This window comes from Enterococcus sp. HMSC061C05 (assembly GCF_001814765.1).
GTDB classification, from domain to species: Bacteria; Bacillota; Bacilli; order Lactobacillales; family Enterococcaceae; genus Enterococcus_B; species Enterococcus_B lactis.
Genome location: NZ_KV817721.1, coordinates 18,591 through 39,999 on the forward strand (window position 1 = coordinate 18,591; position 21,409 = coordinate 39,999).

The window sequence follows — 21,409 nt, forward strand, 5'->3', positions numbered from 1 at the left end:
CCTCATATTTTGCCGTTTTTTGAGCGAATATCGAGGGTCAGCTGATTGAACACCCTTTGTTCGGAATAAGGAACTGTGACACGACTCGTGTCACAGTCCTTTTTTTAGTGAAAGGATACATTTCTTCCTTGTATATTCCATGCGTGTTTGAGAGAAAGCATATATAATTTAATTAACAGATAGTTAGGGGGAGAAAGAATGGTTTTTTCAATCACAATGAAACTGGTATTCGGATTGATCGGCTTGTTATTAGTGGTGCGTTTGCTTGGGAAGAAATCCATGTCGGAAATCACACCATTTGATTTAGTCTATACGCTTGTTTTAGGGGGGATCTTAGAAGAATCAACCTATGATGACAATGTCCATGTAGGTCATGTCCTATTTGCCATTGCGCTTTGGGCAGTAATGATTTATGGCATCGAACGTATCGTCCAAAAAAATGAAAAAGTCAATCGCTGGGTTAAAGGCGAGCCCTCTGTTTTAATCAAAGACGGCGTCATCAACATGACAGAGTTGGCAAATAACCATATCGAGATGGAGCAGTTGCGAGCAATCTTAAGACAGCAGGAATGCTTTTCTCTTGAAAATGCCAAACATGTTATCCTAGAGAATGCCGGTCAAATGAGTGTATTGAAAAAATCAGATGATGACAAAGCTTTGTCGATCTTGCTAGTGGATGAAGGACAAATCCAGCATAAAGTACTTCAATCCAATCAACTAGATGAATCGTGGCTTCTGGAGAATTTGAGGAAAGAAGGCTATGCAGACGTAAAACAGCTGATTTATGTCGAATGGTCAGAAGAAAAAGGGTTCTACGTACTAAACAAAGAAGATGTGATGCATGAGTCTTACCGGATAGATGGATAGACAGAGGTTGAGAAATCAGCGCTTTGACTTGATACTCAAAACTAAGCGACTTTTTCGCAACCTCCACTAAACGGTGTTCAATCAGCTAATAATAAAATCAAAACGCTGATTGAACAGCCTCTCATGTCACAAACCATTTTTTTGTTTCTTTTAACTCAATATGCCGTACGTCTTCCCAAACTATCGGCTGATGGTTGATCATAAAATAATCTTCATAGGCTTCACCAATGAAATGACCTTCAACCTCATCTAAGAGTCTTCCAAATTCATCTGTTAAATTGAGCTGGATGATTACTGCTTTACGAGATAAAAAAGCTTCTGTCAGTATACTATCGATTTCTTGTAATGTCATTTGTTGTTTAGGGAGAGGTTGTTTGCGTGCTTCTTCTTCATTTTTTTTGATACCGTTGACTAGTTCTTCCATCGCAAAAGCGGTCCCCCATTTTAATCCAAATGGACGATCTCGATACTCGTTATAGTCAATGAATTTTTTTGCTGTCCGTCTCATCTTTTCCACCTTCTAATCCACTCATACCACCTGCATGCCCACCAACGAGAGAGCTACGTGCGATGGCGCGTCCTCCTTGCAAGAGACTATGCGCATGGATGATTGATTTAAAGCCGTATTTTTTTCTGATCGTATCGACTACAAAATCAACTTTCGCTTCATTTATCTGCTTCTCAGGATCTTCAAAAAGGTTAAGCTGTAAACCTGTCGCGTATACGAGGTTGGAACAGTTCACGCCTATACGTCGAATATCCTGACAGCGGTAATGCTGGTGGAAAATGGTCAATAAAGCCTCTGCTAGATCTCTGCTAGCATTTGTCGCTTCGATTTTTATTTGCTGGTGGAAACCGGTCTTACCATTTGGATCAAGATAACCTAAGGAGTATCCTACCCATAAGCTGACTACTTGTGCTTTTGCTGCAGATCGTCTCAAGCGGGTGCCGACTTGATCGGCCATTTCTTTGATAACAATCTCGATTTCTTCTTGCCTCGTATAATCTCTATCTAGAATTTGACTATTTCCGATACTTCTTGATTTTGGTATATATTCTTGACCTAAAAAACTTCGATCGATTCCCCAAGCATGGGCATAAAGCTGAGTACCGATGATCCCTAACGTGCTTTTCAAGTGATAATAATCCGCGTGAGCTAAATCATAAACCGAATGTATACCCATTTGTTTCAGTCGTTTTGCTGTTCGTTTGCCGATTCCCCAAAAGTCAGTGATATCTGAGATTGTCCATAACTTTTCTGGGACATCTTCATAACGCCATTCAGCAATCATTTGTTTTCCGTCTTTTGAGCCATTATCTAAGGCTAGTTTAGCAAGTAGTGGGTTATCGCCGATTCCTATAGTCGTGTAGATTCCGGTCTGTTCAAATACATCTTTATGGATCAGTTTAGCCATGTCGTACGCATTCGTTTTACCAAAGAGTGCCATGCTATTTGTTACATCAAGGAAGCTTTCATCAACGGAATAGACATGATGGTTCGCTTCATCTGCATATTTTTTATAGATAGTATTGATTTCTCTGTTTTTTTCCATATAATAGGCCATCCTTGGAGCAACAATATATAAATCACTTGGATAGGGGAAGGGTAAATCTCTGGCACGACTGATATTGGTGATGCCGTACGCTTTTTTTGCTGCAGGACTGGAAGCCAAGATTAATCCGCTACCCCGTGTTTCTGTCGAATCAGACGGATAGGACATTACTACTAATTTAGTTGTAAGGGGATCAAGATCCTTTTCCACGCACTCTACGGAGGCGTAAAAAGATTTGCAGTCAATACATAAAATATCTCGTGAAGGTTCTTTTTCATAAACAAATACTGGATTTTGATTCGCCCACATAACAATCACCTCTTCTACATAATTAGAACATATGTTCCCTTTTTGTGTCAATAAAAAACAGCAATTTTCAAATGTGAGCCTTTTGCTCATGTTTGAAAATTGCTGAGAGGTTATTTGTCCCTATTTATTTAGCTGTGTTCATTGATTTTTCTATCAAACATGAACGGCTTCTGGATCAATCTTTGTTGTCCCATTTCCAATGTGTGCAACATAAAATTCTGGAGCATAGCCGACAACTTTCATATATTCATCATAGACATTGTTTTTGAAGGCAGGTATATTTTCTTCTTTGACAAGAGCAATCGCACAGCCACCAAATCCAGCTCCTGTCATTCGTGCACCTAAGACACCTTCTTGTTTTTGAGCAGCGTCCACTAGTGTATCTAACTCGATCCCAGTCACTTCATAATCATAGCGAAGAGAGTGGTGAGAATCATTTAGCAGTTGTCCAAATGCTTCTAAGTTTCCAGCTTCTAATTCAGCTTTTGCTTTCAAAGTACGTTGATTTTCATAAACAGCATGACGAGCTCTGCGTATCAATGTATCATCACCGATTTGGTCAATAGTTGATTCAAATTCTTCTTCATCTAAGTCTCCTAAAGAAGAGATAGGCAAAGTTTTTTGCAGACGTGCCAAGGCTTCTTCGCATTCGCTGCGGCGTTCATTGTATTTTGAATCTGCCAATTCCCGACGTTTATTCGTATTCATGATGACGATTGCATAACCATCTAGTTTCACTGGGACCATTTCATATTTCAGCGTATTTGTATCTAACAAAATCGCATGATCTAGCTCACCGAAGCCGATGGCAAACTGATCCATGATACCTGAATTGACACCGATGAATTCATTTTCTACTTTTTTACCCGTTTGGACTAGTTCCAAACGATCTGTTTTTAAATCAAACAGATCTTCTAATACAACACCTACCAATAATTCTAATGAAGCACTACTGGAAAGTCCTGCACCGTTAGGAATTGTTCCTTCCACCAACAACTCAAATCCATGATCAATTGGGTGTCCAGCTTCTTTTAATTTAAGGACCATTCCTTTTACGTAGTTTGCCCAATTTGCTTTTTTATCATATTCTAGCTCATCTAAAGTAAAACTGATGACGCCGATATCATCAAAGTTTGTGGAATAAACTAATATTTTATTATCGTCTCTAGGTGCGGCGACACCTTGCGTTCCATAAGTGATGGAAGCAGGGAAGACATGACCGCCATTGTAATCAGTGTGTTCACCAATCAAATTGATGCGACCTGGCGAGAAGTATTGTGTCGTTTTTTTAGGGCCGAATGTTTCGGCAAATTTTGTGTTTAAGCTTCTTTTGATTTCCATGATGAGTTATTCCTCTCTTGTTTTGATTTTGAATTCTGTCACTGTTTCAAATGCTGTTCCGGCTTTTAAATGAATCGAACCAAATGCTGAGAAGCGCTCTGCCCCTGGAGCTGTTTGAGTCTCAAATGTGATGCCGCCGTGATGTGCCAGTTTTCGACCACGCATTTCTGGTGTTTCTGGACCGAAATTTGCAGTGAAAATAACCATACTAGAAGCATCTGTAGCGATATCTACTTGGATTTTTTTATCCGGACTAGTCAAGCGAGCGGCTTCTTTATCCAAGCCAGATTCTTTTAAGAAAAATGGATGATCGATTCCGTCAACGAGTTCTTTTTGATCCAAATCACTAGCAAAAACGGACGCTAGTTTTTTAGGCGTTTGAAAATCGAAAGCATTCCCTGCAGTATTTTCTTTTACTCCTATAGGAATACTGTCTGCTCGTAAAGGAGCGTAAGCTTCACTGTTGAGCCAAAGCTCATGTTGATCGATCGCTTGAGAAGCATCTCCCGTCAAGTTGAAGTAGACATGATTTGTCGGATTGAATAAAGTATCTTGATCGCTGATACCGCGAGTGGTCACCCGCCAGATATTATCTTGTGTCAAAGTATAACGGACTTCCACATCCAATGTACCTGGAAAACCATGTTCTCCGTCGGGACTTGTAGTAGTAAAAATGACAGAAGCTTCATTTTCGCCATTCAAAATGACATAAGACCATTTTTTTAATTCAAATCCAGGAGAACCACCATGCAGATTATGCCCAGTTTTTGGATCTATAGCTAATTGGTAAGTTTTTCCATTGAGAGAAAAGCGGCCATTTTCGATCCTCCCTGCGGTGCGACCGATAGACGCGCCGATATACGGGTCTTTTTCGATATATTCTTCAGCGGTGTCAAATCCCAAAACTAATTCTTGATCATTTGTTTTTAAACAAACGATCCTAGCACCTAAATCAGAGACAGAAAGTACTAGCTTGTTTTTATTCTCCAAGGTTATCAAATGATAACCTTGGCCGAAATCTTTTTCTGTAATCTTCATTTTCAAGATCCTTTCTTAATGTGAAGGAACTACTGCATCGTGAAGTTCATCTTCCATTGTATCAGCTGGAGCCAATTTGTTTTCTAATTCCTCAACGATTTGTGCATGTTTTTTCTCTGTCAATGTAATCTTCCAAGCAAAAATAATAGCGGAGAAAATCATCAAAGCAGCAGGAGCATAGAATGCATAAGCTTTGAAAGTCGTTACGCCATGAGCAGTGATATCAGCAGCAGTAGCATTACCAGTCATCCCAGAAGCGATAGCGACAAACCCTACGATCCCGTTAGACAAAGCACCAGCAATTTTATCTAGTAAAGGACGAATAGAGAGAGTAACAGCTTCATTACGGATACCATTTTTCCATTGACCATATTCAACAGAGTCTGTGATTGTCATCAAAGCGGATAAGAAAATCAATTGTTGAGGGAAGTAGAACAATACTAACCCGATGATAACGATTGGCAAACTTGAACCTGCGATCGTAAAGAAAAAGTAGGAAGAAATCATCATTGCAATCCCGCCAAGGTAAACATAGCGACGAGAGATGACGCGTGTAAGCATTGGGAATAATGGGACAGCTATTAAACCAAGTAAGGCAGCAACTAGACCAACAATCCAAAATTCAGTTGGTTGGCCAAGTACATATTTGAAGAAGTAGAACAATACGGCAGTCGTTGCTACATTAGCAATCGCATAAGCGATATAAGCAAGGGCAAGCCACATCAATTGATCGTTTTGAGCAACTGCTTTGAACACATCTTTGATTCCGGCTTTTTCATTTTGTTGACGGATCGCAGTATCGACTTCTTTTGTTCCCAAGGCAGTGATAATCGCAGTACCGCCTGAAATAACAGCGGCAATCACACCGAACCAGAACCAACCTGAAGCGCCTTCAATATGTTTATGAGTAACAAGATAGGTAAAGAAAGTAACGATAGGGACAACGACTAGTGTAGTACCATTTGCACCTAGAGAAGAGCCGAAACGAGCAAACGTAGCAAATTTTTCACGTTCCTTTGTTTCCGTGCTCAAAGCAGGAATCATTGACCAAAAAGCGATATCCTTGAATGAATAAAAACTATCCAACAAGATGAAAACGATTGCAAATAATATGATAAATAAAGTCGTATTATGAGTAGCTAAGCCAAAGAAATTGGTAAAGATTGCTACCAAGAGTACAGAACTAACAATACCACCGATAACTAACCATGGTTTGAATTTGCCATATTTTGTACGGGTATTATCAATAACGCCACCAATTAAAGGATCAAAAATAATTTCAACTAAGCGAATACCTACAACTAAGCTTGTAACTGTAGCAATCATTTTTGCATTCGTTGCCTTATCTGTTCCTGCAAACATCTGGCTTGTCACGAATACCATAAAATAAGTGCTTAATGTAACATAGAATGTGTCGTGTCCAAAAGCGCCTAAAGCGTAGGACATACGTTGGATCATTTTGCTTTTCATAATCTGTATTCCTCTCCTGTTCAATATATAATACTAAGTAAACCGGTTACAACGAATAACAAAGATCTTTTAATGACTTAAACTTAACAAGAAATCGCTTCCTTTTTAATATATTTCTGTGACTTTTATTTAACTTTTTGTTGCATTATACTAAAGAAGTAAGGAGGGGAAGAAATGGAGCAATCGATTTTTTTAAAAAAGGAACATCAACAAGTAGAAAAAGAATTGTATTTTGATTTTTGCGGCTTCTCTAAAACGATGCCGTTTCATTCTTTTGGTCCTGCTATTCGCAATGATTACATCTTACACGTCGTGATGGAAGGCAAAGGATCTTATCATGTGAAAAATCAACAGTTTCAATTGAAAAAAGGAGATCTATTCTTGATTCGTCCAGGAGACTCGACATTTTACTTATCAGATGGAGAAGATCCATGGATGTATTGCTGGCTTTCTTTCGGTGGACATGCGGCAGAAGAAATCATCCGGCAGTCGCTTTTCAGAGAAGACCAGTACACGATGGTCTCTTCCGATATACAAAAATATATCGACATTATTTTAGAATGCATGAAAGATACGGAAGAAACCTTGGAAAATGAATTACAGTTAACAGCACTAACCTACCGTTTTTTATCAGTCCTTTTAAAAGACGGCGGAAAGATCAGCGGTGGCGTACAAAAAGTTCATTCCTCCTTAGCTGTTGAGACAGTCAAATACATCGAGGCACATTATGCGGAAAATTTATCTGTTGAGGAAATTGCCCAGCATTTAGCTGTCAACCGGAGTCACTTGTCACGAGTATTCAAAAATCATATGGGTACCAGTATCAAGGAATATTTGATCGGGGTACGGATTAATCGAGGGGCGTTTCTTCTTTCCCTGACGGATGAATCCGTGGAAAGCATTGCCTATCAAGTAGGGTTCAATAGTCTAGTCGTATTTAGCCGAATGTTCAAAAAGAGTACCGGAGAAACGGCTACGAACTATCGTAAACGGATGAAAAACGAAAATTTCAAGAATATTGCTTTGGATACTTTGAAAAAACAGTTGGAAAAGCAAACTGCAGTCTCTTGGACGACCTAATTTGCTTGGACAAAAGGACAAGCATCGGCAAAAGAAACTTGTGGCGGTTATGCTACACTGTAAAACGAAGACTAAAAAAGGAGGAGAAGGGATGCGTACACTTATCATCATCAGCCATCCAACGATGGAGGAATCTCTGAATCAGCAATTTTTCAAAGAAGCTTCTTCCGGTTTATCCGTTACTTGGCATCATTTAGAATCAAGTTATCCAGATGGAAAGATAGATGTAAAGGCTGAGCTACAGCTTCTGGCACAGCATGATCGAATCATTTTCCAGTTTCCATTTTACTGGTATAGTTCCCCTGCTCATTTAAAAATTTGGCAAGATAATGTTTTGGAACAAGCAGCACATGTATTAGAAGGAAAAGAATTAGGGATCGTATTGACAACAGGTGTGGCGGAAAAGGAATACCAAGCTGGAGGGAAAGAAGAATATACGATCTCCGAATTTTTGAGACCATATCAGCGAATTGCAAACAAATTCCATATGACCTATCTTCCGCCATTCGTTTTAGCACAATTTATGTATTTATCCCAAGAAAAACGTTGGGAGAAGCTAATTGCTTATCAGCAGTATCTCTCATTGGAAGGGAAGCCATCGCTTACTCAACGGATTGACTGGTTTATTCAAAGAGTACAGGAAAATCAGAAAATGCAGGAAGAAGATTCGGACAAACAAACATATATCATAGAAGCACTGACTGACGCAAAAGAGCAAATCGAAGACTTGACCTTTGCACTGCAAGAAATGAAAGGAACTTCATTATGACAAATGAATGGTTGATCCAACAATTAGATGAATTAAGTGAAAAATCAGAATATCGAGACCGTGCACTCTTATATGAGATAAAGAAACTGATGGCTGAGATAGATGAACGAACAACACAGTTGCAAGGAGAAATCGACGGACAATCTTGGAATCATCTCAACTGGTGAAATTTTCTTATAAATAACAAGGATAAAAATGTGCACAATGACAATTATTTGCTACAATAAGAATATGAAGCGTTTGATAACGCTGTTATACATAAAAATTGGTGGTGAAAAAAATGTATGATGAAAATGAGTGGGGAGAAAATGTTCGGATGACCCGAAGAAGACAGCAAAAACAGGCAGCACGTAAGCGGATGATCATGATTGGGGCAGCAGTTGCCGTTTTTTTGATCATAGTAGGAGGAGTAGCGGGGCTGTATTTTCACGGGAAAAATTCGTCAGATGCAAAAAGCACGACCGTAACGGAAACAACGACAAAGAAAACAGATGCGAAACAAACAAGTGAGACATCGACTGAAACAAAAGAAACACAAACTTCTGAAGAAAAAACAGCAGATGATTTGTCAGAGCAACTCCAAGCAATCGTCAATGATTATTCGAAAAAGATGGAAGAAAAGACGCCTGTGTTGATTGAAGAATACCAAACAGAAATCCAGGGAAATCAAGAGGGCATAGCTGGTTTATCCGCAGTTGCTAACCAAAAAGCACGTGAGCTCCAAGCTATCTCCGACGAAGGGATCGGAAAGTTACGTGCAGCGTATCAGTCAGCAGATAATAAAGACGGTGTAGCCTTAGATACCTTGATCAATCAGCTATCGGCTAACTATACGAATCATGTCGCTAAGATTTCCGACATATATTTGCAGACGAGCGCTTCTCTTCAAGCAGAGTCAACAAGCACACAAGAAACAGCATCTTCTGAGTCTGAGACGATAGAATCAACAGAAGCTTCTGGAATGCAAGCTCGAACAACGCAAGACACAACAGAAAACACTGAAACGACTACTAGCAATACGACATCACAGGCTGCGACAACTGTTGTTTTGGAAGGAGAAGGCCCAAATCAAATAGCCGAACGAACTGGCGTACCAGTAGAAACGATTTTGTCACTGAATGGGATGAGTATGGACGATTATTTCCTGACTCCTGGTGAGACACTAAAATTGAATTGATAAAAGCAATAAAAAGAACGAAGACTCCCTTGATGGAAGCTTCGTTCTTTTTATTTGGCGGTTCTTTTTTCACGTATAAAGTAATGGATCGTCATGTAAAGCAAGAAAACGAGACCAATGATCAAAGAAATCCTAGTTTCAGGATTGATAAACATGAAAATCAACACGATAGCTAAAAAAGCAAGTGTCGCATAATTCGTGTAAGGAGACAGCGGCATTTTAAAAGGATGATCATGCATTTTATCTGCGTGAGTCTTTTTGAAGCGAATCTCACTGATCAAAATCACCACCCAAGGAACCATACCAGGTAAAATACTTGAACTGTATACGAAGACAAAGATATTTTCGGACTGGTTGATGAACATTGGCAGAAGATAGTTTAAGATCAAACCAATCAAGATTCCGCCTGAGATGGCTACGACAGGGTAAAAAGGCGCACCATGACGAGATAATTTCAGAAACTTTTTAGACATCTTTCCATTCATCGCAAGTGTATAGACCATACGGCTTGCACTGAAAATGCCTGAATTGCAACCTGATAATGCCGCTGTAATCACGACAAAATTGATCAACCCTGCAGCAAATGTAATCCCGATTTTAGAAAAAGTTTGGACAAAAGGCGAGCCAATCTCACTCAATTGATTCCACGGATAAATACTCACGATGATAAAAATGGCACCAATATAAAAAATCAAGATTCGACCGATAGTGGATTGAACAGCTTCAATGATCGTCTTTTTAGGATTCTCTGCTTCGCCAGCAGTCATTCCGATCAGTTCGATCCCTTGATAGGAAGCAACGACGATCGATAATGCAAAGAAAAAGCCTTTGACACCGCCAGTGAAGAATCCACCGTTTTTCCAAAGATTTGAGATCCCTACCGCCTGGCCATGATTACCAAATCCAAATAAAATCACCCCAAGACCTGCAATGATCATCAAAATGATTGTTATGACTTTGATGATCGAAAACCAAAATTCTAATTCGCCAAACGCTTTGACAGAAATAAGATTTGCCAGCATAAGAAATAAGACGACAATGATGCCGGGAATAATTGCTGGCAGATTGGGCCACCAATAATTCATATAAGATCCTACAGCGATTACTTCACTTATCCCTACGACAATATATTGAAAAATATTACTCCAAGCGGTCAAGTAGCCAGCCACAGGATGGATGTACTCGCTCGCGTAATTTGCAAAAGAACCAGTCGAAGGATCGACGTAAAGCATTTCGCCTAAAGCACGCATAATCAAATACAAAAAGAATCCTGCAATCGCATAAGCTCCCATCACTGAGGGCCCTGTCCAGCGTATGGTTGAGGAGGCACCCATAAACAGACCGACACCGATCGTTCCACCTAGTGCGATCATTTGGATGTGACGGGCACTAAGACTTCGAGTTAACTTTTCTTCTTCCATACAAAAACTCCTTTCGTTGTTGAGTCAACAGGAAAAATAATTAAACGTTTCAATAGATAGTTGTATTATTTTTAGGTTAGCCTTATTGAACTCTTGATGTGATTCTACAGAAAATTTTCATAAAATGCGAGGAAAATTCGAAAAAAACTTTTTCATCTTTCTACTTGTAAATGCTTCCCTTTTTAGTTAAACTATATTTAAATAAAAAGTTAGGGAAACCTAAAAAGGAGTGTGGGATTTGGAACGAACGGCCATTGCAATTCAAGACCTTTCAGCCGCTTATCAAGGGAAAACTGTTTTGAAAACCATCAATTTAACAATAAAGTCACAAAAAATCACTGGTATCATCGGACCAAATGGCGCAGGAAAATCAACATTCATGAAAGCATTGCTAGAGTTGATACCAGCTTCTACTGGTAAAGTCACTTTTTCAGGACAGCCAGTAAAATCAGTCCGTAAAAAAATAGCCTATGTGGAGCAGCGAAGCGAATTGGATCTTTCCTTTCCAATCGATGTGTTAGGCGTTGTACTTTTAGGGACGTATCCATCTTTACGAATCGGACAGCGGCCCGGGAAAAAAGAAAAAGAACGAGCAAGACAAGCATTAAAAAAAGTAGGGATGGAAGACTATGCCAAAAGACAAATCAGCGAACTATCGGGTGGTCAGCTTCAGAGAGTTTTTATTGCACGAGCTCTAGCTCAAGGTGCAGAGTGGATCTTTTTAGATGAACCATTCGTAGGAATCGATGCATTGAGTGAACGAAAAATCTTTGACATCTTGCAAGAGTTGAAGAATTCAGGAAAAACGATTCTGATCGTCCATCATGATCTTCATAAAGTAGAAGAATATTTCGATGAAGTTGTTCTTTTAAATAAACAGCTGATCGCTTCTGGTCCAGTACAAGAAGTCTTTACATCAAAGAATCTTCAACTGGCCTATGGTGAGATCATCGGACATTTAGTAAAAGGAGGAGAGAAAAAATGATCCAATCTTTTATTGATGGATTGATGAATTATCAATTTCTACAATATGCTTTGGTCACTTCCATGCTTGTAGGACTGGCTTCTGGAGTCATCGGTTCCTTTATTATTTTACGTGGGATGTCTTTGATGGGAGATGCTATCTCTCACGCAGTTCTTCCAGGTGTAGCCATTTCTTATATGTTTGGTTTTAGTTACATTTTTGGAGCCACTGCTTTTGGGATGTTGACAGCAGCGGTGATTGGTTTCGTGACACAGCGGAGCCGATTGAAAAATGATACAGCGATCGGGATTGTCTTTAGTTCGTTTTTTGCATTGGGGATCATCTTGATTTCATATGCTCAAAGTGCGACAGACCTGTATCATATTTTATTTGGGAATGTCTTAGCTGTTAGGGAGAGCGATCTGCTGCTGACAGCACTAGTCAGCGGAATCGTCTTGATATTTGTTTTTTTCTTTTATAAAGAATTGAAGATCACATCATTCGATCCAACAATGGCAAAAGCTTATGGGCTGAATACGTCGCTGATCCATTATCTTTTGATGTTCTTTTTGACATTAGTCGCTGTAGTTAGTTTGCAGACGGTAGGAACGATCTTGGTGATTGCCATGTTGATCACACCAGCTGCCACAGCTTACTTGTTGACGAACCATTTATTGAAAATGATTATCACGGCTGCAGGGATCGGTATGTTCAGTGCCGTTGTCGGCGTATTTTTCAGTTATAGTTACAATTGGCCATCAGGAGCCACGATTGTTTTAGCATGTACCGCATTTTTTATCCTTGCTTTTTTATTCTCACCAACAAAAGGAATTTTATTTCAGAAAGGAAGCAGATAGATGAAAACAAAGAAATCACTCTTTTTGATCCTGGCAATTAGTTTATTAGCGTTAGTTGGCTGCGGAAAGCAAACTTCAGATCAAGCAGACGAAGTAAGTAAAGAAAAGCTGTCAGTCGTGGCAACCAATTCGATCTTGGCAGATATGGCAAAAGAGGTCGGAACAGATAAAATAGATATCCACAGTATCGTACCAGTCGGAACAGATCCGCATGAATATGAAGTACTACCAGAAGACATCAAAAAGGCAAGCGACGCAGATGTCATTTTATACAACGGATTGAATCTTGAAACAGGTAACAGCTGGTTCGATAACTTGATGGAAACAGCTAAGAAAGAAGAAGGAAAAGATTATTTTGCAGTTAGCAAAAATGTAGAACCTCTTTATTTAACTAGCGGTGAAGAACATACAAAAGCGGATCCTCATGCTTGGCTAGACCTATCTAACGGAATAAAATATGTGCAGGAAATCGCACGTATATTCTCTGAAAAAGATGCAGAAAATGCGACACATTATAAGCGAAATGCAGAAACATATGTGGAAAAACTAAAAGAATTAGATACACAAGCGAAGGAAAGTTTTGCTTCTATCGAAGAGAACAAAAAATTATTAGTAACAAGTGAAGGAGCATTCAAATACTTTTCAAGGGCTTATGATTTGCCAGCAGCATATATATGGGAAATCAATACAGAAAGCCAAGGCACGCCTGACCAAATGAAAGCAATTATTGATCAGGTAAGAGAAAAAGAAGTGCCAGTTTTATTCGTGGAAACCAGTGTAGATCCAAGAAGTATGGAGCGAGTAGCAAAAGAAACGGGTTTGGAAATTTATGATAAATTGTTCACTGATTCTATAGCCAAAGAAGGAGAACAAGGAGATTCTTACTATCAGATGATGAAATGGAACATCGAAACAATCCATGAAGGTTTATCCCAAACAAAAGAGAGCTGAAAAACGCAAGGTCTGGCTTAAGGAGCGGACCTTGCGTTTTTTTACAAGAAACCGGAAAAAAATTATGATGTTTTTCGGCGTACAGATACCCTTTTTGAGAAAATTCCGTTATAGTTAGAGTAAGGAAGGAAGGTGTGGCTATGAATTTTACACGTAAAGATAAATATACGATTAAAGAAGAAGTATTTCGATTGATCAGCCAGCAAGAAAATACCGACAAGGATCAAGACCTTCAATTTCTTGAAGCAGAATTAGCTAAATTATTCATAGCAAATCAAAACGAGACAACAGAACCAGATGAAGAGCTGTACATAGGCAAATGGTTGTTTGATGAATTTCAGCCTTTAGATGAAAATACCGGTATCGGTTATTTTGTGTTCCTTTCTCCAGTCGGCTTCACACCTGGCGTATTAGTTAAACAAAACGACGAAATAACCGTCAAAGCATGGCCTGCTTTGTTTTCAGTAATCAAAGCAGAAGGAGTAATCAAAAAGATCCAGTCGGCCTATTATAAAAGTCAATTTATTGCCAACAGCAAATTAATGAATATGTTTTATAACCGTCTAGTAGAAATTGCCAGACCCGGGAAGATCCCGCAAACATTCACGTATACGCAGCAAAAAAATCTCTATGAAGAAGTACTGTATTCCCGTGATCTGTCTGAGTTTTCACCTTGGGAAGAGGTAAGACTCCATGAATTGTTAAGTACAAAACCAGTTTCTTTGAATTTTTTCAACGCATTGGATAACAAAAGAAAATTGATTTCGACAAATTATTGGGAAGTATTTGCTGCAAGAAAAAAATGGATGGAAGAAAAGAAGATTGCTGATCAGCAGATCCAGTTTGTCCAACTGAAAAAAGAAAAACTATATTATGGATTATACAGCCGTTAACAGCAAGCGAGGAAGACCATGACATTAAAAGAAGAAATCATACAAGAAAGCAAACGATTAGGAATTGACAAGATCGGGTTTACGACGGCGGAGCCTTTTGATTCATTAAAAGAATCGTTGGAAGAGCAAAAAGCAGCCGGCCACACTTCTGGTTTCGAACACCCAAATATCGATGAGCGTCTTTATCCAGAAATGACATTTGATCAGCCAAAATCAATCATTTCCATTGCTCTTGCGTATCCTACTAGGATCCATGAAGAAGTACCTAGGGATGAAAAACGAGGGCAATTTGCTCGTGCCTCATGGGGGATCGACTATCATGATATACTGAGAGACCGATTAAATCGATTGATCGAATTCATCCAAACAAGAGCAGAAAAATGGCAAAAAGAAGAGGAATGGCGTCTAGCTCCGCAAGTAGACACTGGGGAACTGATCGATGTCGCTGTAGCACAGCGAGCTGGATTAGGATTTATCGGCCGAAACGGATTGTTGATCACCGAAGAGTTCGGTTCATTTGTCTATCTTGGTGAGATCGTCACTAATATCGTATTTGAGCCGGATAAACCAGGAGAGTTTGGTTGCGGTGACTGTATGCGCTGTGTGACTGCTTGTCCGACGAAAGCATTGCTTGGTGATGGCAGAATGAATGCACAGCGATGTTTATCTTATCAAACGCAGACAAAAGGGATGATGCCCGAAGAATATCGGAAAAAAATGCGAAATGTCATTTATGGATGCGATATCTGCCAGTTAGTCTGCCCTTACAATCAAGGAAAAGATTTTCATTTTCATGAAGAGATGGAACCAAAAATAGATGAAGTATATCCAAAATTAAAGCCGATGCTGTCGATGTCGAATAAAGACTTCAAGCAGCAATTTGGGCATTTAGCTGGTTCGTGGCGTGGAAAAAAACCTTTGCAGAGAAACGCATTGATCGCTTTAGCTAATCTAGGAGATCGAACGGCATTGCCTGAGATTTCAGAATGTTTAACGGATGTCCGCCCTGTCATCAGAGGAACAGCAGCTTGGGCTATTGGACGTCTAGGAACAAAAGAGCCAGAAAAATGGCTTGATGTATTAGATGAAACATTAGCTAAAGAATCGGAAGAAGTCGTCATAAATGAACTAGAACATGCACAAAAATTATTGCGGAGAAAGTTAAAATAAAAAAATAGTAAGCATTATTCATTGTTTTTGTCCAGTAATTGTTGTAACAATTACTGGTTTTTTTGTATTTTTTACGTTTTTTTAAGAGGATTTGATAAAAATCAAACATTTTTTTGCTTTTTTTTATGGATTATTGCAGTAAATATTACAGAAAAGATGTTTTTCATTCAAAAATAAAAAAACATAGAAAAACGATTACTTTGCTTATATAACAACGATTTGATGGTTTTACATCAAAAAAGTTTTTGTTCAAATGTTACAAATATTAAATAATTCGTCATTTTGTCATTAAATGTCATGATTCTTTTACCTATGAAATATTTCTAAATGATAAAGTTAATAGCGTCGAAAGAATAAAAAACGGAGAAAAAAGGAGTTTAATATGAATTCATTTAAGAAAATTGTTTTAGGTACAACTTTTGCTGCTGGTGCTACTGCAATGTTTGTAGGAACTACAAATGCTCACGCTGATGAAGTTTACACAGTAAAATCAGGTGATTCATTATCTAAGATTTCACAAAAATTTGCAGGAGACAACTCAATGATCAATGCAATTGCTGAAAAGAATTCAATTGCAGACATCAACCGCATTTATGTTGGTGAACAATTAACAATCCCAACTTCAAATGATTCTTCAGCAACAACAGAAAGCAACACAACAGAAAATACAGCATCTACAACTGAAACAGCAACGCAAGAACATACATACGTTGCACCTGTTGAAACAGTTGAAGTAGCTCCTGCTGCCCCAGCTGCTGCAACGGCGCCAACTTCAAGCTCTGCAAAAGAATGGATCGCACAAAAAGAATCAGGCGGTTCATACACAGCTACTAACGGACGTTACATTGGCCGTTACCAATTAGATGCTTCATACTTAAACGGCGACTATTCAGCTGCCAATCAAGAACGTGTAGCAGAACAATACGTAACATCTCGTTATGGTTCATGGGATGCTGCTAAAACATTCTGGTTAGCAAACGGTTGGTACTAAGCCGATAAAAGAAAAAATGATGAAACCGAGAGTCTTGTTTATTCAAGTTCTCGGTTTTTTTTATGAAAAATAAATGATTTGTTTCCCTCTGCACAGCAGTACAAATAAAAACTCGGATAATGTATAATAAAGAAAACGCTTTTTTGTTTAGGGGAGGAGGAGGAGCGATGAGTAAAAAAGAGAGTCTCGAATTAGAGGAAATCACAAGTGAAAATCCACTGTTATCCAGTATTCGATCCATTATTGAAACGGCATTCTACGGTAATAATGTTCAAGAAGTTTTTGACAGGAAGACAGCTTATCAACTAGCAAAAGGGAGTCCAGGAACGATCATCACAGATTTAACGGTCTCACATGCTGAAGAACTAGATTTACCAGCTGATGCTAGGACACTAGTATTCAATGATGGGAGTATTGTAGGAAGAACAGCAAGTGCTCGGCGTATCTTTGAGGACTTGGGCAAGGAGCAAAGTAAATACGAGAAGATCTTGAGAGAAGCCGTGTATCAAAGTCGAAAGCGACAATTTTATCATACAAAAGTAATCGTTGGTCTATCTGAAGAATTTTCTGTACAAAGTCATTTGTTGATTCCAGAAGGATTTGAGAACAATCTGTATTCTTATATACTGAATTTTCAGCCAGCGAATGCGAAGACCTTGGCTACTTATCAAAAATCTGCGTCCTTTTACGAGGGAGATCTTTATATCTTTTGTGATCCCGAATGGACGCATGAAGCCTTTCCCAATGGACTCGTTTTATTTGATTCTCTCCATAATACAGCTGCTGTGCTAGGCTTACGTTACTTTGGGGAATTAAAAAAAGCGACTTTGACGCTTGCTTGGGCATTGGGGAATCGCAATGGTTTTATTGCCTGCCATGGCGGGATGAAACAATATACTAGTAATGATCAGACTTATACGATGGCTGTATTTGGGTTGTCCGGTTCTGGAAAATCAACGATCACCTTAGCAAAACATTCGGAAGGGCATTCTGTTACGATCCTACATGACGATGCTTTTGTTATTTCTAGAAAAAATGGTTTTGCTACTGCCTTGGAACCTTCTTACTTTGATAAAACACAAGACTATCCGTCTGATGATCCGGCCATTTCTTCTTTCCTTACTTGTCAGAATGTGGGCGTGACATGTACGAGTAAGGGAGAAAAAGTCCTAGTGACAGGAGATATACGAAACGGAAATGGGCGGACAGTCAAATCACGTTATGCGACACCAGACCGAGTCGATCATCTTAGCGAAAAGATCGATGCTGTTTTTTGGATCATGAAAGATGATTCACTTCCGCCAATTATCAAGATCAATGACCCGGTTTTAGCAGCGTCTTTTGGTGCAACATTAGCAACAAAACGATCAGACGCGGAAAATATCACTACAAAAAGACAGCTAGATGAGCTAGTCATTGAACCATTTGCTAATCCTTTCCGTGTCTATCCTCTTAGGGAAGACTATCAAGCTTTTCGAGAGTTGTTTGTGAAACAGCAAACAGCCTGCTATGTCTTGAATACTGGATATTTCGATGATAAAAAAATCAAACCTGAAACGACATTGTCAATCGTTGAAAGAATCGTGCAACAAACGGCAGAATTCAAGTCGTTTGGTCCGTTTGAAGACATCCACTATTTACCTATACCAGATTTTCCTGTTTCTTTTGAGGATACGTCCTATAAAAATCTGGTGAAACAACGACTTGATAGTCGTTTACGGTTCATTGAAGCTCAGATAGGAAAAGATCTCTTGCCAGATGAAGCAAAAGAAAGTTTGGAGAATTTGATTCAGAAATTGAACTAAAATAACAGCTTTTTCAAGAAGTAATCCATGCGCAATATCGCTCGGGATCCTTACTTGAAAAAGCTGTTTTTCTATGATGGATTTTTCGTAATATAGGTGGAGATGTCCTTTTGATAATCTTCCGTAGGCCAATGACTAGTATTTAAGAAGTTGGCTAATAGATAGCCGATATAAGGGCCTGTCGTCAAACCAGAAGAGCCTAGACCGCTAGCAGCCAGTAGACTTGGGTCATCTGGCAATACGCCGAAGAATGGGGAAAAATCTGACGTATAAGCACGGGTGCCTACACGGAACTCGTAGGACCAATTTTTTATCTGATCTGGATCAGCCAAGAACTGATCTGCACTCTTAGTCAATCCCTCATAAGCTTCGCTAGTAGGAGCCAAATCCCATCCTTGATCGTTCTCATGGGTAGCACCTAAAAGGATCTTTCCATCCATGAAAGGAATGAAATCAGCTTCTCCGTCAAGCATAGCAACAGGCCAGTCTTGACTCATCTTATAAGATGTCTGAAATGCTAAGAGCTGCCCTTTTTGCGGACGTATATCTGCAGAATAGCCTAATTTTTTCAATAGAGGCTTAAGTGCAGGACCAGGTGTCAAGATTACGCGGTCAGCTGTGTATTCTCCAAACGGTCCCTTGACGAGCCAAGAATCGTTCTTCTTATGCAAGGTGACTTTTGCCTGGATCTGCTCAATTTGTTTTTGTACTAAACGCTGACCAAGATGTTCTAAATATGCTTTTCCATCCAGACGACCACCACCACTGATGCGTAGTGAAACTGCTGGCTTCAATAACGGAAGAGCTTGGGACGTCTGTTCAGGTGAAAGCCATTCGATATTTCCAATTTCTGGCGCTTCTTCTTTTCGTTTCTCCGCAAGAATAGCTAATTCAGCTAAATCTTGTTCAGGTCGAAGCAAAAGTGTCCCTGATTGTGCATAAATCGTTTGATCAAGTTGGAAATCTTTTATGAGTTTAGGGAAAAAAGCAGCGCCGTCTTTAGCCAGACGATACCATTGTTTGTTTCTGCGTTTTGACAACCAAGGGGAGATGATCCCAGCGCTTGCTTTCGTTGCCTGTCCTGTCCCTTCATCAAACAAAGCAACATCGAATGTTGATGTATCCAAGTAATTGGCTAGAGTCATACCAATGATCCCGCCACCGATAATGGCAATTTTTTCCATAAAAAAGCCTCCTTTTACAAACAACCATTTTCACACAAAAAAACGGCAGATGCAACACCTGCCGTATATGGAAACTATGCTTTTTTAGCAAAAAACAGAGAATAGACGAATCGAGCAAAGCTGATAAGAAGCAACAGCAATAAGACGCCCAACGCCGCTTTTGATCCTAATGTAGTAGACACTTCGTAATTATGGGAAGTATGATGCTGAACATAATTGATGATAACCGCTACTAATGAAGTAGCCACAGCACCAGAAAACTGTTGCAAGGTATTGAACATTGCATTCCCGTCTCCTTGCAGTTCTTCATTCAGCGCATTCATTCCAGTCGTCATCATATTACTGTAAGACAAACCGATACCGACCATATAAAAAACATGACAGGCAATCAATACACCCAATGAAGCGTGTCCGATAAGCAGGAATAATGCTAACCAACCAATCAAAGAAAGGATCAGTCCAGCAAAAATTGGCTTCTTCGGTCCATATTGATCCAGCATTTTACCAGAAAAAGGAGAAAGCAAAGCACCAACCGCTGCACCGGGAAGCATGGCTAATCCAGCGACAAAAGGACTGCTTCCTTGAACGATCTGAAGGAAATTCGGTAAGACAAAAGACACACCAAGTAATAAAAACTGATAAACCAAGAAGCCAATCAAAAACAAACGGAATGTTTTATTGGAAAGAATGGACAGCCGAATCAGCGGATGTTCCACTTTTTTACTTCGATAGTAAAATAGGAACCAGCCGATCCCGCCGATGATCAAAGCAATCCAACTAGAAAGTGTTCCCAACGTACTCAAAAATGTCAGACTTCCACTAAACAAAAGAAAGATTCCTAAAACGCTCCACCAATCCAAATAACCACTTTTTTGTACTGCCATCTCGGGAATAGCAAACCAGCCGATAATCAAAGAAAGGAGCAAAATGGGCACAAGAAACAGGAAAATATGATTCCATGTAAAATGTGAAGTCATAATGCCTCCGTAAGTGGGTCCAATCGCTGGAGCAATGGCCGTTGTCAAAGTACCGACACCCATCATCGCGCCTCGTCGATTGAGGGGGGCAAATGTCAAGATAATATGGAACATCAACGGAAGAGCGATACCTGTTGCTGCCCCTTGGAGCAATCGACCAAACAATAGGACCATGAAGGTAGGAGAGAAGAAATCGATCATTATACCTGCCAAGAAAAGCAGATTTGAAGCTAAAAAGAGTTTTTTGAGACTAAAATTGCGATTCAAATAAGTAGACAGCGGAACAATGATCGAAATCATCAAAAGATAAATCGTTGTTACCCATTGGACTTGTGCGGTCGTTAAATCAAACTGTCTGATAAGAGTTGGGAAAGTTACATTCATGGCCGTCTCGATCAATACGCCCGCAAAAGACATCATCCCTGTTGCAATTACTGCAGGTACTAAAAGCAGCTGTTTTTGTTTTGTCATTTACATCACCTCTAAAAAATTTCGTAAAAAAAGAGAGTGATTTCTATTATAAAAATAGAAACCGCCTCTCTCTCGACACGCCGAAACGTGTTATCTGTACGATTTATTTACTTAACTTATT

20 protein-coding genes are annotated in these 21,409 nt (G+C 39.4%); 12 read left to right on the forward strand and 8 right to left on the reverse strand.

Going from position 1 to position 21,409, the window contains the following annotated elements; genetic code table 11:
* The first annotated feature begins 198 nt into the window (after positions 1–198).
* Entirely contained in the window at positions 199–867 is a 669-nt protein-coding gene (locus HMPREF2988_RS00940) for a DUF421 domain-containing protein (RefSeq protein ID WP_070769823.1), read from the forward strand.
* A 121-nt stretch (positions 868–988) separates the two neighbouring features.
* Here the strand turns inward: HMPREF2988_RS00940 and HMPREF2988_RS00945 are convergent, their stop codons facing one another.
* From HMPREF2988_RS00945 to HMPREF2988_RS00965, 5 genes are all read right to left on the reverse strand, one after another.
* Positions 989–1,375, reverse strand: a complete 387-nt coding sequence (locus tag HMPREF2988_RS00945; RefSeq protein ID WP_070769824.1) for a hypothetical protein — start codon at positions 1,373–1,375, stop codon at positions 989–991.
* Positions 1,347–2,729: a Y-family DNA polymerase gene (locus tag HMPREF2988_RS00950; protein WP_070769825.1), complete on the reverse strand. Its 1,383-nt coding sequence runs from the start codon at positions 2,727–2,729 to the stop codon at positions 1,347–1,349. Before HMPREF2988_RS00950 ends, HMPREF2988_RS00945 begins: the two co-directional genes overlap by 29 nt.
* A 153-nt stretch (positions 2,730–2,882) precedes the next feature.
* On the reverse strand, positions 2,883–4,070 hold the full coding sequence (locus HMPREF2988_RS00955) for a galactokinase (protein WP_002314506.1): 1,188 nt from the start codon (positions 4,068–4,070) through the stop codon (positions 2,883–2,885).
* 6 nt (positions 4,071–4,076) lie between these two features.
* Positions 4,077–5,108 (reverse strand): aldose epimerase family protein, encoded by a 1,032-nt coding sequence (locus HMPREF2988_RS00960; RefSeq protein ID WP_002336054.1) that lies wholly within the window; start codon positions 5,106–5,108, stop codon positions 4,077–4,079.
* Between the two features lie 15 nt (positions 5,109–5,123).
* Entirely contained in the window at positions 5,124–6,578 is a 1,455-nt protein-coding gene (locus HMPREF2988_RS00965) for a glycoside-pentoside-hexuronide (GPH):cation symporter (RefSeq protein ID WP_002336053.1), read from the reverse strand.
* Positions 6,579–6,752: 174 nt separating this feature from the next.
* Between HMPREF2988_RS00965 and HMPREF2988_RS00970 the strand changes: the two genes are divergently transcribed.
* The 4 genes from HMPREF2988_RS00970 to HMPREF2988_RS00985 all read left to right on the forward strand — a co-directional run bounded on the left by HMPREF2988_RS00970 (position 6,753) and on the right by HMPREF2988_RS00985 (position 9,604).
* A complete protein-coding gene (locus tag HMPREF2988_RS00970; protein ID WP_002312019.1) occupies positions 6,753–7,658 on the forward strand; it encodes an AraC family transcriptional regulator in 906 nt (301 codons plus the stop codon).
* Positions 7,659–7,749: 91 nt separating this feature from the next.
* Complete coding sequence (locus HMPREF2988_RS00975) at positions 7,750–8,427, forward strand: NAD(P)H-dependent oxidoreductase (protein ID WP_070769826.1); 678 nt, start codon at positions 7,750–7,752, stop codon at positions 8,425–8,427.
* Entirely contained in the window at positions 8,424–8,594 is a 171-nt protein-coding gene (locus HMPREF2988_RS13710; RefSeq protein ID WP_002336050.1) for a hypothetical protein, read from the forward strand. The genes HMPREF2988_RS00975 and HMPREF2988_RS13710 overlap by 4 nt, the downstream gene beginning before the upstream one ends.
* A gap of 113 nt (positions 8,595–8,707) precedes the next feature.
* Positions 8,708–9,604 (forward strand): LysM peptidoglycan-binding domain-containing protein, encoded by an 897-nt coding sequence (locus HMPREF2988_RS00985; RefSeq protein ID WP_070769827.1) that lies wholly within the window; start codon positions 8,708–8,710, stop codon positions 9,602–9,604.
* Positions 9,605–9,654: 50 nt separating this feature from the next.
* Here the strand turns inward: HMPREF2988_RS00985 and HMPREF2988_RS00990 are convergent, their stop codons facing one another.
* Complete coding sequence (locus HMPREF2988_RS00990) at positions 9,655–11,025, reverse strand: amino acid permease (protein WP_002314512.1); 1,371 nt, start codon at positions 11,023–11,025, stop codon at positions 9,655–9,657.
* A 238-nt stretch (positions 11,026–11,263) separates the two neighbouring features.
* On the opposite strand from HMPREF2988_RS00990, the gene HMPREF2988_RS00995 reads away from it, so the two are divergent.
* The 7 genes from HMPREF2988_RS00995 to HMPREF2988_RS01025 all read left to right on the forward strand — a co-directional run bounded on the left by HMPREF2988_RS00995 (position 11,264) and on the right by HMPREF2988_RS01025 (position 18,656).
* Complete coding sequence (locus HMPREF2988_RS00995) at positions 11,264–12,010, forward strand: metal ABC transporter ATP-binding protein (RefSeq protein WP_002336048.1); 747 nt, start codon at positions 11,264–11,266, stop codon at positions 12,008–12,010.
* The gene (locus HMPREF2988_RS01000) at positions 12,007–12,846 is read left to right on the forward strand and encodes a metal ABC transporter permease (protein WP_002308137.1); all 840 of its coding nucleotides are present in this window, start codon (positions 12,007–12,009) and stop codon (positions 12,844–12,846) included. Before HMPREF2988_RS00995 ends, HMPREF2988_RS01000 begins: the two co-directional genes overlap by 4 nt.
* Entirely contained in the window at positions 12,847–13,797 is a 951-nt protein-coding gene (locus HMPREF2988_RS01005) for an Mn/Fe ABC transporter substrate-binding lipoprotein EfaA (RefSeq protein WP_002342906.1), read from the forward strand.
* Positions 13,798–13,937: 140 nt separating this feature from the next.
* On the forward strand, positions 13,938–14,690 hold the full coding sequence (locus HMPREF2988_RS01010) for a hypothetical protein (protein WP_002286840.1): 753 nt from the start codon (positions 13,938–13,940) through the stop codon (positions 14,688–14,690).
* An 18-nt stretch (positions 14,691–14,708) separates the two neighbouring features.
* Positions 14,709–15,860, forward strand: a complete 1,152-nt coding sequence (gene queG / locus HMPREF2988_RS01015) for a tRNA epoxyqueuosine(34) reductase QueG (protein WP_002314515.1) — start codon at positions 14,709–14,711, stop codon at positions 15,858–15,860.
* A 382-nt stretch (positions 15,861–16,242) separates the two neighbouring features.
* Positions 16,243–16,851, forward strand: coding sequence for an aggregation-promoting factor (locus HMPREF2988_RS01020; RefSeq protein WP_070769828.1), 609 nt, complete (start codon positions 16,243–16,245; stop codon positions 16,849–16,851).
* A 167-nt stretch (positions 16,852–17,018) separates the two neighbouring features.
* Positions 17,019–18,656: a phosphoenolpyruvate carboxykinase (ATP) gene (locus tag HMPREF2988_RS01025; RefSeq protein WP_070769829.1), complete on the forward strand. Its 1,638-nt coding sequence runs from the start codon at positions 17,019–17,021 to the stop codon at positions 18,654–18,656.
* Between the two features lie 71 nt (positions 18,657–18,727).
* Here HMPREF2988_RS01025 and HMPREF2988_RS01030 read toward each other — a convergent pair whose 3' ends face one another.
* Entirely contained in the window at positions 18,728–19,840 is a 1,113-nt protein-coding gene (locus HMPREF2988_RS01030) for an NAD(P)/FAD-dependent oxidoreductase (RefSeq protein WP_070769830.1), read from the reverse strand.
* A gap of 74 nt (positions 19,841–19,914) precedes the next feature.
* A complete protein-coding gene (locus HMPREF2988_RS01035; RefSeq protein WP_002314519.1) occupies positions 19,915–21,288 on the reverse strand; it encodes an MFS transporter in 1,374 nt (457 codons plus the stop codon).
* Positions 21,289–21,409 lie beyond the last annotated feature (121 nt).